The sequence below is a fragment of the Clostridium nitrophenolicum genome (assembly GCF_055391695.1).
On sequence record NZ_AP042469.1, the window covers coordinates 4,311,550 to 4,328,569 of the forward strand.

At 37.0% G+C, this 17,020-nt stretch carries 11 protein-coding genes, 3 tRNA genes and 2 rRNA genes; 1 reads left to right on the forward strand and 15 read right to left on the reverse strand.

Annotated elements, in window-relative coordinates; genetic code table 11:
- Window positions 1–77 precede the first annotated feature (77 nt).
- The 11 genes from ACZ5N4_RS20405 to ACZ5N4_RS20455 form a co-directional block, all read right to left on the reverse strand.
- Window positions 78–153: transfer RNA gene (locus tag ACZ5N4_RS20405), tRNA-Pro, on the reverse strand.
- A gap of 6 nt (window positions 154–159) precedes the next feature.
- Window positions 160–233: transfer RNA gene (locus ACZ5N4_RS20410), tRNA-Gly, on the reverse strand.
- Between the two features lie 260 nt (window positions 234–493).
- Window positions 494–3,387 (reverse strand): 23S ribosomal RNA (locus ACZ5N4_RS20415).
- A 229-nt stretch (window positions 3,388–3,616) separates the two neighbouring features.
- Window positions 3,617–3,692: transfer RNA gene (locus tag ACZ5N4_RS20420), tRNA-Ala, on the reverse strand.
- Window positions 3,693–3,892: 200 nt separating this feature from the next.
- Window positions 3,893–5,401 (reverse strand): 16S ribosomal RNA (locus ACZ5N4_RS20425).
- Together the 16S and 23S rRNA genes with 3 tRNA genes alongside form the textbook arrangement of a ribosomal RNA operon.
- A gap of 323 nt (window positions 5,402–5,724) precedes the next feature.
- A complete protein-coding gene (locus ACZ5N4_RS20430; protein WP_464204333.1) occupies window positions 5,725–6,351 on the reverse strand; it encodes a DUF2238 domain-containing protein in 627 nt (208 codons plus the stop codon).
- A gap of 29 nt (window positions 6,352–6,380) precedes the next feature.
- Entirely contained in the window at window positions 6,381–6,662 is a 282-nt protein-coding gene (locus ACZ5N4_RS20435; RefSeq protein WP_464204335.1) for a hypothetical protein, read from the reverse strand.
- Between the two features lie 16 nt (window positions 6,663–6,678).
- Complete coding sequence (locus tag ACZ5N4_RS20440; protein WP_464204336.1) at window positions 6,679–7,344, reverse strand: B3/B4 domain-containing protein; 666 nt, start codon at window positions 7,342–7,344, stop codon at window positions 6,679–6,681.
- 46 nt (window positions 7,345–7,390) lie between these two features.
- On the reverse strand, window positions 7,391–7,939 hold the full coding sequence (locus ACZ5N4_RS20445) for a pyruvate kinase alpha/beta domain-containing protein (RefSeq protein WP_464204337.1): 549 nt from the start codon (window positions 7,937–7,939) through the stop codon (window positions 7,391–7,393).
- Window positions 7,940–8,225: 286 nt separating this feature from the next.
- A complete protein-coding gene (locus tag ACZ5N4_RS20450; RefSeq protein ID WP_464204338.1) occupies window positions 8,226–9,983 on the reverse strand; it encodes a helicase-related protein in 1,758 nt (585 codons plus the stop codon).
- Between the two features lie 153 nt (window positions 9,984–10,136).
- Complete coding sequence (locus ACZ5N4_RS20455; RefSeq protein ID WP_464204339.1) at window positions 10,137–10,313, reverse strand: hypothetical protein; 177 nt, start codon at window positions 10,311–10,313, stop codon at window positions 10,137–10,139.
- A gap of 203 nt (window positions 10,314–10,516) precedes the next feature.
- On the opposite strand from ACZ5N4_RS20455, the gene ACZ5N4_RS20460 reads away from it, so the two are divergent.
- The gene (locus ACZ5N4_RS20460) at window positions 10,517–11,749 is read left to right on the forward strand and encodes an aminopeptidase (protein ID WP_464204340.1); all 1,233 of its coding nucleotides are present in this window, start codon (window positions 10,517–10,519) and stop codon (window positions 11,747–11,749) included.
- Window positions 11,750–11,968: 219 nt separating this feature from the next.
- On the opposite strand, the gene ACZ5N4_RS20465 is transcribed toward ACZ5N4_RS20460, so the two are convergent.
- The 4 genes from ACZ5N4_RS20465 to ACZ5N4_RS20480 all read right to left on the reverse strand — a co-directional run bounded on the left by ACZ5N4_RS20465 (window position 11,969) and on the right by ACZ5N4_RS20480 (window position 17,009).
- Window positions 11,969–13,372: an APC family permease gene (locus ACZ5N4_RS20465; RefSeq protein WP_464204341.1), complete on the reverse strand. Its 1,404-nt coding sequence runs from the start codon at window positions 13,370–13,372 to the stop codon at window positions 11,969–11,971.
- Between the two features lie 221 nt (window positions 13,373–13,593).
- Window positions 13,594–14,868 carry a 4Fe-4S dicluster domain-containing protein gene (locus tag ACZ5N4_RS20470; protein WP_464204342.1) on the reverse strand — a complete coding sequence of 425 codons (1,275 nt, stop codon included), beginning with the start codon at window positions 14,866–14,868 and terminating at the stop codon, window positions 13,594–13,596.
- Window positions 14,869–15,023: 155 nt separating this feature from the next.
- Entirely contained in the window at window positions 15,024–16,541 is a 1,518-nt protein-coding gene (locus ACZ5N4_RS20475; protein WP_464204343.1) for a cell wall-binding repeat-containing protein, read from the reverse strand.
- Between the two features lie 234 nt (window positions 16,542–16,775).
- Window positions 16,776–17,009: a DUF2249 domain-containing protein gene (locus tag ACZ5N4_RS20480; RefSeq protein WP_464204344.1), complete on the reverse strand. Its 234-nt coding sequence runs from the start codon at window positions 17,007–17,009 to the stop codon at window positions 16,776–16,778.
- Window positions 17,010–17,020: the final 11 nt, after the last annotated feature.

Consider the following 17,020-nt stretch of genomic DNA (forward strand, 5'->3'; position numbering starts at 1 on the left):
ACAAATTTAAAAGAATTTTTATAGCAAATTATTTTAACCAAAAATAAAAAAACACTAGACATCTATCTAGTGTTTTTTGGTCGGGGTGACAGGGATTGAACCTGCGACCTCATGGTCCCAAACCACGCGCGCTCCCATCTGCGCCACACCCCGTTATATTGGAGCGGGTGAAGGGAATCGAACCCTCGTAACTAGCTTGGAAGGCTAGCACTCTACCATTGAGTTACACCCGCATATTCTGCAAAAATTGCTATAAGCTTCGTATTACTTCGTCAGCTCCCTCCCTGCGGTACTCATTTACAGATCAGTAAACTCTGTTCCTCGCTCAGTCGCTTCCTTGTACTACTCGCTTCTATCAATTTTTAGTTGTTACTTTTTGTTTTTTCATTTTTAAGGAACACCGGGTAATTCTTAACGCTAACTGGTGTTAGCTAAATTACCCGGCAAATGTCATTTAGACATTTGCCCTCTCAAAATTGCACAGTGAATTGTATTGGTCAAGCCCTCGACCTATTAGTATCAGTCAGCTGAACATGTTACCATGCTTACACCTCTGACCTATCAACCTTGTGTTCTTCAAGGGGTCTTACTAGCTTACGCTATGGGAAATCTAATCTTGAGGTGGGCTTCACGCTTAGATGCTTTCAGCGTTTATCCCGTCCCGACATAGCTACCCAGCTGTGCTCCTGGCGGAACAACTGGTGCACCAGAGGTCAGTCCATCCCGGTCCTCTCGTACTAAGGACAGCTCCTCTCAAATTTCCTACGCCCGCGACGGATAGGGACCGAACTGTCTCACGACGTTCTGAACCCAGCTCGCGTGCCGCTTTAATGGGCGAACAGCCCAACCCTTGGGACCTACTTCAGCCCCAGGATGCGACGAGCCGACATCGAGGTGCCAAACCTCCCCGTCGATGTGGACTCTTGGGGGAGATCAGCCTGTTATCCCCGAGGTAGCTTTTATCCGTTGAGCGATGGCCCTCCCACGAGGAACCACCGGATCACTAAGCCCGACTTTCGTCCCTGCTCCACTTGTATGTGTCGCAGTCAGGCTCCCTTCTGCCTTTGCACTCTACGAACGATTTCCAACCGTTCTGAGGGAACCTTTGGGCGCCTCCGTTACTTTTTAGGAGGCGACCGCCCCAGTCAAACTGCCCACCTAACAATGTCCCGTGACCAGATTCATGGCCGCCGGTTAGAATCCCAGTACTGTCAGGGTGGTATCCCAAGGATGACTCCACAAAGGCTGACGCCCTTGTTTCTCAGTCTCCCACCTATCCTGTACAGACAATACCGAAACTCAATGCTAAGCTACAGTAAAGCTCTACGGGGTCTTTCCGTCCAATCGCGGGTAGCAAGCATCTTCACTTGCACTACAATTTCGCCGGATTTGTTGTCGAGACAGTGCCCAAGTCATTACGCCATTCGTGCGGGTCGGAACTTACCCGACAAGGAATTTCGCTACCTTAGGACCGTTATAGTTACGGCCGCCGTTTACTGGGGCTTAAGTTCACACCTTCGCTTGCGCTAAGTGTTCCCCTTAACCTTCCAGCACCGGGCAGGCGTCAGCCCCTATACATCAGCTTTCGCTTTAGCAGAGACCTGTGTTTTTGCTAAACAGTTGCTTGGGCCTATTCTCTGCGACCTACTTGCGTAGGCACCCCTTATCGCTAACTTACGGGGTCAATTTGCCGAGTTCCTTGACAACAATTCTTCCGCTGGTCTTAGGATTCTCTCCTCACCTACCTGTGTCGGTTTGCGGTACGGGCACCAACTTCCTCCATAGAGACTTTTCTTGGCAGCGTGGAATCAGATACTTCGCCCATAAGGGCTCCCCATCACACCTCAACTAAGTTTAACGGATTTGCCTGTTAAACATGTCTAAGTGCTTAGACGCACATCCAATAGTGCGCACATCTTATCCTCCTGCGTCATCCCATTTGTAATAACGTCAGTTGGCGGTATCGGAATATCAACCGATTGTCCATCACCTACGCCTTTCGGCCTCGGCTTAGGTCCCGACTAACCCTGAGCGGACGAGCCTTCCTCAGGAAACCTTAGGTTTTCGACCAATAAGATTCTCACTTATTTCTCGCTACTTATGCCAGCATACTCACTCCTGTACAGTCCACCGCTCCTTTCGGTACGACTTCAATCCATACAGGAAGCTCCTCTACCGCTCTTTCGAGCCCATAGCTTCGGTGGTAAGTTTTAGCCCCGGACATCTTCGGCGCAGGATCTCTCGACTAGTGAGCTATTACGCACTCTTTGAATGAGTGGCTGCTTCTAAGCCAACATCCTAGTTGTCTTAGAAATCCCACATCCTTTTCCACTTAACTTACACTTTGGGACCTTAGCTGATGATCTGGGCTGTTTCCCTTTTGACCACGGATCTTATCATTCGTAGTCTGACTGCTGAGATTCAAGTATATGGCATTCGGAGTTTGATAGGGTTCAGTAACTGTTGTCAGCCCCTAGCCCATTCAGTGCTCTACCTCCATTACTCATTCTCAACGCTAGCCCTAAAGCTATTTCGAGGAGAACCAGCTATCTCCGAGTTCGATTGGAATTTCTCCGCTATCCACAGCTCATCCCATGGTTTTTCAACACCAACGTGGTTCGGTCCTCCACGGAATTTTACTTCCGCTTCAACCTGTCCATGGATAGGTCACTCGGTTTCGGGTCTACGACATGCAACTTATTGCCCTATTCAGACTCGGTTTCCCTTCGGCTGCGCACCTTAAGTGCTTAACCTTGCTACATATCGTAACTCGCTGGCTCGTTCTACAAAAAGCACGTCATCGCACGTAAAAGTGCTTTGACCGGTTGTGGACACACGGTTTCAGGTTCTATTTCACTCCCCTCCCGGGGTTCTTTTCACCTTTCCCTCACGGTACTGCTTCACTATCGGTCACCAGTTAGTATTTAGCCTTGGGAGGTGGTCCTCCCTGCTTCCCACAAGGTTTCACGTGTCTCGTGGTACTCTGGAGCAGATCTAAAAGTTTCCGTTTTCACCTACAGGGCTGTTACCTTCTACGGCGGAGCCTTCCAGCTCTCTTCAATTAACTCCTACTTTCATTTGTGATCTGTCCTCAACCCCAGGAACAAGTTCCTGGTTTGGGCTCTTTCCCTTTCGCTCGCCGCTACTTAGGAAATCGATTTTTCTTTCTCTTCCTCCGGGTACTTAGATGTTTCAGTTCCCCGGGTATATCCCTATAAACCTATGAATTCAGTTTATAGTACACTACGTTAGTAGTGTGGGTTGCCCCATTCGGAAATCTTCGGATCACAGGCTATTTGCGCCTACCCGAAGCTTATCGCAGCTTATCACGTCCTTCTTCGACTACTGGTGCCAAGGCATTCACCATGCGCCCTTTGTAGCTTGACCATCTAAATTAATATTACCTTCGCATTACTGCGTCAGCTTCCTTCATTGCGGTGCTCATTTACCTTAAGTAAACTCTGCTCCTCATTCAGTTGCTTCCTTGTTCTGCTCGCTACTATTAATTTATATTAATTCTTAAATCTACAAAGGTTACTTACTTATATAATAAGTAGTTTTACCTTCAGCTTTACTTTCATTTATATATCACTGTGCAATTTTCAAAGAACAATTATGGTGGAGATAAAGGGATTCGAACCCTTGACCCCCTGCGTGCAAGGCAGGTGCTCTCCCAGCTGAGCTATACCCCCATAAAATATTAAGGGATTCATAACGAGCAATTTACAACCCCAGATTGATGTTATTGAAACATCTGACCGGGGTAATTCTTAACGCCGAAGGTATTCGGCTAAATTACCCGTTCAAATCCATTTAGGATTTGAACCCTCAAAATTAAACAGAGTGTAAACAAACCTTCAAAGTAGAATTACCTACTTTGTCGACTCCTTAGAAAGGAGGTGATCCAGCCGCAGGTTCTCCTACGGCTACCTTGTTACGACTTCACCCCAATCACTAACCCCACCTTCGGCCGCGTCTTCCTTACGGTTAGACTACGGACTTCGGGTGTTGCCAGCTCTCATGGTGTGACGGGCGGTGTGTACAAGGCCCGGGAACGTATTCACCGCGACATGCTGATTCGCGATTACTAGCAACTCCAGCTTCATGTAGGCGAGTTTCAGCCTACAATCCGAACTGAGGGTAATTTTATAGTTTTGCTCCACATCACTGTATTGCTTCTCTTTGTATTACCCATTGTAGCACGTGTGTAGCCCTAGACATAAGGGGCATGATGATTTGACGTCATCCCCACCTTCCTCCCGGTTAACCCGGGCAGTCTCACTAGAGTGCTCAACTTAATGGTAGCAACTAATGATAAGGGTTGCGCTCGTTGCAGGACTTAACCTAACATCTCACGACACGAGCTGACGACAACCATGCACCACCTGTCTTCCTGCCCCGAAGGGCTTCCTCCATTACGAGTAATTCAGGAGATGTCAAGTCTAGGTAAGGTTCTTCGCGTTGCTTCGAATTAAACCACATGCTCCGCTGCTTGTGCGGGCCCCCGTCAATTCCTTTGAGTTTTAATCTTGCGATCGTACTTCCCAGGCGGAGTACTTATTGTGTTAACTGCGGCACAGAAGGGGTCGATACCTCCTACACCTAGTACTCATCGTTTACGGCGTGGACTACCAGGGTATCTAATCCTGTTTGCTACCCACGCTTTCATGCCTCAGCGTCAGTTACGGTCCAGAGAGTCGCCTTCGCCACTGGTGTTCTTCCTAATCTCTACGCATTTCACCGCTACACTAGGAATTCCACTCTCCTCTCCCGCACTCTAGACTTCCAGTTTGAAATGCAGCACCCAAGTTAAGCCCGGGTATTTCACATCTCACTTAAAAATCCGCCTACGCATCCTTTACGCCCAGTAAATCCGGACAACGCTCGCCACCTACGTATTACCGCGGCTGCTGGCACGTAGTTAGCCGTGGCTTCCTCCTTTGGTACCGTCATTATCGTCCCAAAAGACAGAGCTTTACAACCCGAAGGCCTTCATCACTCACGCGGCGTTGCTGCATCAGGCTTTCGCCCATTGTGCAATATTCCCCACTGCTGCCTCCCGTAGGAGTCTGGACCGTGTCTCAGTTCCAATGTGGCCGATCACCCTCTCAGGTCGGCTACGCATCGTTGCCTTGGTGAGCCTTTACCTCACCAACTAGCTAATGCGCCGCGGGTCCATCTCAAAGCGGATTGCTCCTTTAATTAGTTCTCCATGCGAAAAACTAATGTTATGCGGTATTAATCTCCCTTTCGGGAGGCTATCCCCCTCTTTGAGGCAGGTTACCCACGTGTTACTCACCCGTCCGCCGCTAATCCACCCCGAAGGGTTTCATCGCTCGACTTGCATGTGTTAGGCACGCCGCCAGCGTTCGTCCTGAGCCAGGATCAAACTCTCAATTTAAAAGTTTGAATGCTCATTACTGTTGTTTTTGACTACTAACAAGTAGTTCAAAAGAATTGCTGGTTTAGTTTACTTAATAAAAATCATCTTGATTTTTAACCTCTGTTTAATTTTCAAGGATCATGCCGCTTTCCCTGGCGACGAATATTATTGTACCAGCTATAAAAACATTTTTTAATCATAACGAGTATCATTAAACTAAATTATATTTAAGTTTCTATATTATTCTTCAATATGCTTTAAATTTTCCTTATGGACACACCAGACTTCGTTTATCTTAATTATAATCGAAACTAAATATATAGAGAAGTTGCAATAATACTTTATTGCAACTTCTCTATATATTTATCATGGACTTTTCCGAACACTGATGCAGATACTATAGACCCTATTAGTGCCAAAAACATATCCCATTGAGTATCCCAAACATCTCCCTGAGTTCCTAAAAATGCATCTGCAGCAGTACCTGTCGCTTTAGCAACTCCCCATTCTAGTAGTTCATAGGAAGCGCTTATTGATAAACAAATACAAATAATTAAAAAGTTCAACATTTTACTCCTTTTCAAATATGACTTTTTAATTAATACTTCTTTAGCAATAAAAGCAGGTATAAATCCCTGGGCAAAATGTCCTAATCGATCATAATAATTTCTGCTTAAATTAAAGGTATCTCTTATCCAATTGAATAAAGGCATCTCTGCATATGTATAGTGTCCTCCTACCATTAATATAATTGTATGGATGAGAATTAATACATATACAAAGGTTGTAAATCTAAATTTGCTATAAGTTATTGTGATTACTATAACTCCTATAACTGCTGGTAAAACTTCTAAAAACCAAGTAAATAAATTCTTAGGATTAACTGCCGACCAAATAAAAACTATAAAAAATATTATTAGTAAAACTATATGCAATCTATCTCCTATAGCAGCATTTTTATTGAACATTTCATATACACCTACTTAGCTGTATATTGCTAACTATCATAGTAATCCTCAGAATCTTCACCTAAATCCTCATCAAACTCTTCCTCAAAGGACACAAATTCAACTCCATCTTCGTAATTATCATTATCATAAGAATCTTTGCATGCTTCACATAATCCTCTGGTTAATTCATCAGAATCAAATATATTTCCACATCCTCTGCATCTTGTAATTCCTCTTTCAAATTCATATTCAGCACATTCTTCACACAATCCTGCACTGCTTTTAGAATATGCTTTAAAATACTCTCCACAGTGTATACACTTTTTCATTTTATTCCTCCTATTTTTATATTATTATGCGCTTAGTAATCTCTTTCCCATCTGCATATTTTGTAATAAGTTCTTCGCAGTACTCCATGTATTCTTCCAAACCCTCTTTTCCATTAAAAGAAACTACATTTAATAGAAGCCTTTCAGTATCTTCTGTTACCATCGCCCTTACTGAATCAGAAGTGGTACTTCCAAAGTTACCCTTACTATCTCGAAATACTGGTAAATTGGATAAGTTAATTTGCCCTCTTCCAATTCCTTCATAATAATCTCCTTCTTCTCCAATTGTAAGAACTATATCTGTATCTATTTTATCTAAATCATATGCACAAACAGGATTAAAAGAACGTATAGATATTAAATTATTTATATCTACTATATTATTTACTTTGTAAAGTTCATTTCCTTTAACAATTCTTCTTACTAATGATTCAGATGAAACTCTATATCTGCTAGGATCTTTCCCTAGTTTTTTATATGCTTCTCTAGCCGCCTTTATATTATTAATTTTTAAAACATCTTCCAAAGAATTCTTGCTAGATATTTCATTGCTTGCTGAAGATATTTCCTCCCAAAGCAGTTCACTAGATTCTCCTACCTTAATCTTAGCTTCTATAGATCCTAGTGCTATTTTACCATTAAGTGTACTCTTTATCTTTTCGCATATGCTTATATTTGTCATAATTCTCTCCTCTTTCAAGTATATTCTTTTATGATACTAAAATTAATTAAAACTTCTCTGGCTTACAAATTATTTCATGTATCTTTGTTGAGAATATGTTATTTGCATGAGCAGGGGTAATAACTACTGCAGTATCCGCTCCTACTCCAGTCCCACCAATAGCTATTACTTTTTCTCCATATGGGATAAACCCTGAGTCAAGAGCCATAACTGCAACTTCTACACAAACCTTTGTTCCTTGTCCAAGCATTCTCAATGCATAAGCTATAATCTCTACTGGATTTGCTCCACCAAATTTTGTACTTATTCCTCTCTCTGCACCACTTAAGACATGGGTTGTAGTTAAAACTTTTATACCCATGCTTTTCAACTCTTCCCTTACATCATCTGGCATCTCATTTTGCCCTGGTACCTGGAATCCATAAGCATGAGTAACACAAATTATATTTAAATCGTTGTTATCCTTAATGAGTTTTACTGTATCTCCGCTGCATGATGCCACAACTATATTTTTTATATTCTTTTCTTTTGCTGCTTGTATTGCTAGTTCTATTGTTTTTTTTGTATTTGCTTTACCTTTTTCATTAAAATACATTGATTATCACCCCTTAGTCCTTTTATTATATCTATTTCTAATTCTACATAATACTTCATTATTTTAAAAGAAAAATTTGAAAAATAATTTATATATTCCAACTCTGGAAATAATACCACCTGATACTATATGCTAAAGATAAAAAAATGCATTTATCGCAAAAAAAATAAAAAACCCTTCATCCTAAAATTAGAACGAAAGGTTTTGATGCCTGGTATCACCTAGTTTAATAAAATGTTCTACGCTGATTATATGTGTTATGTAATTGAAATATTATATTTAGTTTTTATATACTTACTAATATCTCATTTATATCTTCACTTACTTTTATACGCTCATCATATACCCACTGCTCATCAAACTCTAATCCAAAGGTTTTTGAAAATGAATAGTAAAGATTTATTTTTTGATAATAATTTTCTAATTCATATAAATCTTTTAATAAGCATTGAGGCTTTGATATTATTTCTCTTTTAGCTATGAAAACTTCATCTACATAACTTAAAAATGAATCCATCATAATAGGATTAGATACATCAAAAGGAATTCTTAATAATTTCCACTGTATTCCTTCATCTAGTTTATATGTTTTTACATTATCTAGCACTATTAAATATTCTGTTATATCCATTTTTCTATAAAAATGTACTTTTTCATTTCTCGTGCTCCATAATGCCAATTTTTCTCTAAGATTAAGATTTTTTATTTTTAGTATAGCTTCACTCGGGCCTACCACACCTTCCTCAATAACTTTATCTTCCACATCTATCATTTCTTTTATGAACTCTTGTGTATCACCATAAGAAGCTACATATCCAACTTCATATATACCTTTTCTTCCTGCCCTACCTGCAATTTGCTTAACCTCTTGAGAGTTTAAATATCTTATATCGGTACCATCAAATTTTTTAACATCCATAAATATTATTCTTCTTATAGGCAGATTAACTCCCATTCCTATGGCATCTGTAGTTATTAAAATTTTTGTTTCTTTATTTATAAATTGATCATACTGTTTTCTCCTCACTTCTGGAGGTAAATCTCCATAGATGAGGCTGGCTTTTATACCTAAATCAGCATAGTGGTATGCTAGCTGTAGTACTTTCTTTTTAGAAAATACTACTAGTGCATCTCCATCTTCAATTTCTTTATACTTAAATTCTTCATATTGTAGTTCAAGTGGAATACTTCTCTTATATTCTCTAAACTCGTATTCATCCTGACAATCTTCTATTATTTTAATGAGAAGTTCTTTAGCATTTAAAGCACCACAAATATGTATCTCTTCACACTTTAATCCTAAAAGTGCCCTTGTCCACGCTGTTCCTCTCTGGTCATCATTAATCATTTGAATCTCATCTATAACAGCAATATCATAATTTCTTTCAATATCAAGTTTCTCTATAGTACAGGATATATGCTTTGCTTCTTCAACTATTATCTCTTCTTCTCCTGTTAAAAGGCTGCATTTTACTCCTTCTGCATTTAATTTTTCGTAGTTTTCTAGTGCTAATATTCTAAGAGGCGATAAGTATATTCCATTTTCAGCCTCTTTAAGTCTTTGCATAGCATTATAAGTTTTCCCTGTATTTGTTTCTCCTAAATGAAGATAAATTTTTCTCTTAATTTTTCTTGCACTCTCATATTCATCTTTGGGATTTGAGGGAAACACAATATCAAATTCCTTAGATATAATTCTAGGAATATGTTGAGTTATAAGTACACTTATAATCCCGGATCTTAAGTAATTCTCATGATTATTTCTTATTATTTCATTAAGTCTGAAACTAGTATGATTTTTTCTATTATAATCCTCCACAAGTCTTTCTGATATATAGTCAAAAATCTCTATATATTTCTCATAAACTACTTTATAATCCCTTAACCCCTGATTTTCAAACTCCTCCAATAGCTTTATTTTCTTTCTTATTGAAGCTTCATGTTCCCAAAGTGCATTGGTTTTAGTATGTCTAACTATTTCATCTATCTGATTTATTTGGTTCTTTATTTTTCTAAAATTTCTTTCCACAGCTCCTCTTTTCACTGTCCTTCACTCCTTTATTACTTTCCAATTAACACTTAGTTTATTAAATTTCAAACCATTTTATTTAAATTATAACAAAATAATAAAAATTCCTATATCTATAATTCTGATATAGGAATCTATTATATGAATGCTACTAGCAAATTGCCAAAATTATTTATTATTTAATTCATTAATTTTTTCTTTAAGTACATTAATAAAGCTTACATTATTTTTTATAGTAGTGGCTTTTCGAGTTTCATTATTATCTTTTTTCATATAATCGCAATAATTATGTGAATTACTTATTGCCTCAATTCTAGATCTTCTCCTATAATAATCTATCCCCATTGAATTACCTCCCTGTAAAACCTTAATTATCACTTTTCTATATATTTACAATCCATATATAAATTTTAAAACATCGTACCATATTTTGTAAATATTTTTAAATATTGATATTTTCCCAATGTTTGATAAAATAGTTGTATAAAGCTCAAATATTTCATATGTGATATAATTTTAATGCTAATGATGACTAAAGGAGAGGTATTATGGATAATTTTGAAAACCTTCTAAGTAAGTATGCTGAACTGTCAGTAAGAGTTGGTGTAAATCTTCAAAAGGGTCAGACTCTTGTTATAAACTCACCTATAGAATGTGCAGAATTTACAAGAATTGTAGCTAAAGAAGCATATAAGGCAGGTGCTAAAGAAGTCCATGTAGAGTGGAGTGATGAAGAACTTACTCTTATTAAATTTATGAATGCACCGGAGGAGGCATTTAAAGAGTTTCCTAAATGGAAAGCTGAAGGCTATGAGGAGCTAGCTAAAAATGGAGCAGCATTTTTATCTATTTCAGCATCAAATCCAGAGCTTTTAAGAGATGTAGATCCGAAAAAAATTGCAGAGTCAAATAAAACTAGATCTATTGCATTAAAAAAATATAGAGAATATATAATGAATAGCACAGTAGCATGGTCTATTGTTTCAATACCTACAAAAGCATGGTCGAAAAAGGTTTTCCCTAACCTATCTGAGGAGAGCGCAATTGAAAAACTTTGGGAAAACATATTTAAAATAGTAAGAGTTGATAAGGATAACCCTATAGATGCTTGGAATGATCATTTAGATAATCTTCAAAAGAAAGTTGAATTTTTAAATGAAAAGAAATTTAAAAAGCTTCACTATATTTCAAAGGGCACAGATTTAACTATTGAATTGCCTGAAAAACATATATGGGCTGGTGGAGGAGAGTATAATTCAAAACAAACATATTTTGTTGCAAATATGCCTACTGAAGAAGTATTTACTCTTCCTTTAAAAACAGGAGTAAATGGTAAGGTAAAAAGTACAAAGCCACTTAATTATAGTGGAAATTTAATTGATAATTTTACTTTGATTTTTAAAGATGGGAAAATTGTAGATTTTTCAGCTGAGAAAGGTTATGAAACATTAAAGAAGCTAATAGAAACGGATGAAGGTTCCCATTACCTTGGAGAAGTTGCCTTAGTGCCTTATGATTCACCTATATCAAATTCAAATATAATATTCTACAATACATTATTTGATGAAAATGCTTCATGTCATTTAGCTCTAGGTGAAGCCTATCCTATATGCCTTGAAGGTGGCAGTAATATGAATGAAGAAAAGCTTGAAAAATCTGGAGCAAATATTTCTTTAACACATGTAGATTTTATGGTAGGTTCGCCAGATCTTGATATAACTGGAGAAACTAGAGATGATGAAGTAGTTCATATATTCAAGAATGGTAATTGGGCCTTTTAGCAACATAATATAAAAAATATGCGACACAGTTTTTATAGGAAAAGTAACTAGAAAGTTAGCTTATACAGAGGGATATGTTTCCAAAGCTGAAGTAGATTTAAAAACTTTAGACTGGCTAAAAGTTTTTAACGTGCTGAAGCTTGGAAACATATCCCGTCGTATAAGCTGACTTTCAGCCTAATTCCCTATATAGGGTCTTATGTCGTATAATTTTTATAATTAAGCTTTCTTTTTACTTTCTATATCATCTCTATCATTTAAAGTGCTGTGCTTCATACCATACATAAAATAGATAACAGCTCCTATTGCCGTCCATATTGCAAATCTAATCCAAGTAACTGATGGTAAACTCATCATTAGATATAAGCAAAAAATTATTGTTAAAATTGGCGTAAAAGGAACACCAGGACATTTAAATTTTCTTTCAATATTTGGCATGGTTTTTCTTAATATAATAACTCCTAAGGATACAAATATAAAAGCAGAAAGAGTTCCTATATTACATAAATCCATAATCATACCTAAAGGTAAGAATCCAGCCATAATAGATGTTACAATACCTGTAATTATAGTGCATCGTCCAGGGGTACTATATTTTTTTGTTATAGCAGCAAAAGATTTAGGTAATAGTCCATCCCTTGACATAACCATAAATATTCTAATTTGTCCATATAAAGTTACAAGTAATGTAGAAATCATTCCTAAAACCGCTCCAGCACCAACTAATGCAGATCCCCAAGTAACTCCTATTCTTGACAGAGCTCCTGGAAGGGCATTATTTACATCAATTAATTTAAAAGGCACCATTCCAGTAAGTATTAAAGAAACAGCTATATAAAGAATAATAACTAAAATCATACATATTCCCAATCCAAGGGGCACATCTCTTTTGGGATTTTCAGTTTCTTCTGCAGCTGTTGAAACTGCATCAAATCCAATAAATGCAAAGAATATTATTGCAGCTCCAGACATTACTCCTTTGAATCCAAAAGGAGCAAATGGATGGTAGTTTACAGGATTCACATGGGTTATTCCAAGAAAAATAAATACAAGTATAACGAATATCTTTACACCAACTATAATGTTATTTATTTTTGCACTTTCCGATACACCAATATAGAGCAGCCAGGTTACAACTGCTGTAATTATAATAGCTGGTAAATCTACAATTCCTCCTGAAAGAGGGGAATTTGTAATCGCCGTTGGTAAATTTATACCATAGTCTTTTAACATTCCAACAAATGTTCCAGACCATCCTGCAGCAACAGCAGCTCCAGAAACAAGATATTCAAGTATTAAATTCCACCCTATAAGCCATGCCCAAATTTCACCGAAAGCCACATATGAATAAGAATAAGTACTTCCTGCAACGGGAAACATCGTGGCAAGTTCTGAGTATGTTAATGCACAAAGTGCACTTGTAATAGCGGCTATTATAAAGGATAATGTAACAGCAGGGCCTGCTAATTGTGACCCCTGACCAGTAGCAACAAATATGCCAGTTCCCACTACTGATCCAATTCCAAGGGCAGCTAAATCAAAGGCACTTAACTTTTTCTTAAGTCCACTTTTCTTAGCTGCATCTCTAAAATCTTCTACAGATTTTTTTCTAAATATATTCATATTTTATCCTCCAATATTAATTCACAAAAATCTTTATTTATGCAGGTCCAAAGAAACTTCTATAAGTATAAAAAAAACTAAATAATTATACAACAACTCTACAAGGTAGTTTTTTGTGTTTTTTCTACAAATTTTTTTATATTTCTTCATATTTCTCTTAATATTATTTAATTGATATTTTTATCAAAAAAAAGAAAGGTATTCTCCTTTCTTTAAAATATTTAAATATCTATCTTTTTAATTAGCTTTTCTAGATACACAGACTTCATCTGTTTGCTTGCCATTGCCTGTTTCATAGGAGGCAACTTTAATATAGCTGACAAAATTGCTGCCATTGCTCTATGACTTCCTAGCGCAGGATTATCGAATATTAAATTTTGCAGCTGATTTTTTTCTACTGCCATTAATACTGCTCTATGAACGGAATTAGCGGGAGTTATTATATGCTCTTTCCGCCTTTCTAAACTAATACTCTTTTTTGAGCAAGACCGTACACATACTCCGCATCCAAGGCATATATCTTCGTCAATTTTAGCATAGCGCTTCTTGCTATCGTCACCGTTAGAAATCATTTTTATAGCCCCTATTGGGCATGCTTTTACACATTTTCCGCATCCTATACAATTATTTTCATCAACCTTAGGTATGAAATTTGTAGTATGTACAGGATGAAGCATTCCAAATTTTTTTGCTGTAATCATAGCTTCGCAGCAACAACCACAACAGTTACAAATAAATGTGACCTTTTCTCTTACATTTTCTCCACATTGAACCAAGTTATGTTCATATGCTTGATGAAGAAGTTCCAATCCTTCTGATACTTCTACTTCACGAGCAAATTTGTGCTTTACTAGAGAGGATGCAACATTATCAAAAGTCATACATATATCTAATGGAGCATCACAACCACGATTAATATGATGCATTTTATGTCTGCAATAGCACATACTTATTCCTATATGAGAAGCATTTTTTATAACATTACTAGCTCTCTCATAATCTAATATATGAACAGAATTCTTATTTGAAAGCACTCCCTCCTGTACAAATACTCTTCCAAGTCGTGTTTCAGAACTAAAAAATAATTCTTTAATAAAATCCTCTTCTACATTCATGTATTGGTAATAAAGTTCACTTAATAACTTTTGGTCTATATCATTTCTAGTCCTCATAAGTGCGAATTCAAAAAAGCCTGCCATAGGTGGCGGAAGCATATATTGTTGTGTTCCATTATTATCAACATCTAATAATATAGCTCTACTCGCTAATCTATCTAATATCTTTCTAGCCTCTACCTCTTCCATATTCCATATCTTACTTGCAGTTTTGGCTGTGAAGGGTTTTATTGGAAGAGTAGCTACTAACTCAGCCTCCTTCTCGCTAAATAAAATACTTAAAATTTTATATAGAGTTTTAGAAGGAGGGGCTCCCTGTGGAAACCGATTAATCCTATCTATAAGATGTTTATAGCTTTCTTTAGCAGATAAATGAGACATACTTTCACCTTCTTTTTTTCACCTATTTCACAAATACAATTATATCAAATTTTTCATATTATTAGTATTGCCATAAATTTTTATAGTATAATCCTTCATTAGTTTCCATATTAAATTAAAACCCTTAGATGTTTTTTCATCTAAGGGTTTTCCAATTATCTTACAGTTTTTATTATTCCATTCGCTATTGATTGCGCAAGTTTGTTTTGGAAACTATCACTTGCTAAAAGCGCTTCCTCAGTTGGATTACTTATGAATCCAAGTTCCACTAATACAGAAGGTGCTGCCGTGTTCTTTAAAACATAGAAGTTTGCAGTTTTTATTCCTCTATCTACAAATCCTGTAGAATTAATAAGTTCCGTCTGTATTGCCTGTGCTAATTTTTGACCTGCTGAACTTCCATCATAGTAATATGTTTCTGTTCCACGAGCCTCTGATGCGTCTGCACTATTAGTATGTATTGATACAAAGTAATTAGCTCCAGCATTGTCAGATATATCACACCTTGCTTGAAGGTCTTGAACAACATCTGCTGGCCAAGATACACTATCACTTGTTCTTGTGTATACTACACCTATTCCATTTTGCTGAAGTATTTTTCCTACCTTTAACGATACAGCTAAAGTTACGTTTTTCTCATAAGTTCCATTTGGGCCTACAGCTCCAGAATCATATCCTCCATGACCTGGGTCTATAGTTATTATGATAGGGCCAGTTATAAGATTTTGTATAACATAATCCGCTACTACCCCTGTTCCGCCAAGTACATTGATTGTATATATAGATTTTATATTGCTCTTAACTATAGGCTGCTGACTTCCATTTGAATTATGTACCAATACTACCGGTGATGAAGTTTTTGCTGCTGCCGCTGAACCAGATAGTGCATCTGCAAAACCTTCACCATTCGCTACATATACAGTATTAAAACTTATATTTGAAGCAAATTCATTTATAATAGCCGAATTTGTTTCATATCTATCCTGTCCACTTAATCTTTTATAATTTCCAAGACTGCTTGCTGCCGAATCACTTACGACTCCTGTACCACCTACAATATAGCCACTGCTAGCATTATTACTGCTTATAAATTTAGCTGTAACATCTGGAAGCTTATCTTTCGGAGTAAGTAATATAGGTATTTGCTTTACAGCTGCTATTGAAGCAACAGATACTGCATCTGGAAAATTCTCTCCTGATGCCACTATTATGCCATTACCTGCACCTATATTTTTAGCAACTTCTACACTTGTCTCATATCTGTCTTGTCCCTGTAAGCGACTTGATTTTATGCCCATAGAACTTAGCTGGCTCTCTATGCTAGTAGGCATTACACCAGTTCCCCCTACTATCATAACGTTTTTTACACCAAGTCTTACAATCTCACTTTTAACAGAATCTTTTAGTACAGTCCCTGCATTTAATAAGATAGGCGCATTATACTTTTTAGCTAAAGGTGCTGCACTTAAGGCATCTGGGAAATCTTCTCCGGATACCAATATTACGTAGTCTGATTTCTGCCAGTTGTTTTGAGAAACCTTAATAGAAGTTTCGTATCTGTCGCTGCCTCCAAACCTTTGAATTTCAGGAGCTGCAGATACTTTAATAGTTGATAAAAAAGTAATAAACAGAAATGCTAAAAATGTTAGTAAAAAATTCTTTCTGCCAAACATAGATTCATCTCCTTGTACATGTATTATTTAGCCTGTCCTTTTTATTCTAACATAACTTTAGTATTATATATCAATGTTATTAATTCCACATTTGTAATTATATTGATATAAAACAATGAGTTTACACAAATTTTACATATTTCACTCTCAAAATAAAATAGGATTGTCTCTAATTCCAAGACAATCCTACTTTAATTTCATTCTATATTTTATAGTATGAAAATTTATTACAGTTTATTTCTTACCTATAGATACACGCCAAACCTCTGGCCCCTGCTCAAGATATTCCCACTGAAACTGATCTGTGTATTCAGCTAAAAATTGATAGTAAAGTGGACGTGGATCATGATCATTTATTAATTCCATTTTTTCTCCAGCTTTTAAATCTTCAAAAGTCTTCATTATTACTGCATGCTTATCTCTAGGTTGATACTTTCTTGCATCAACCTGTGCAACAAATAAATTCATATACAATTACC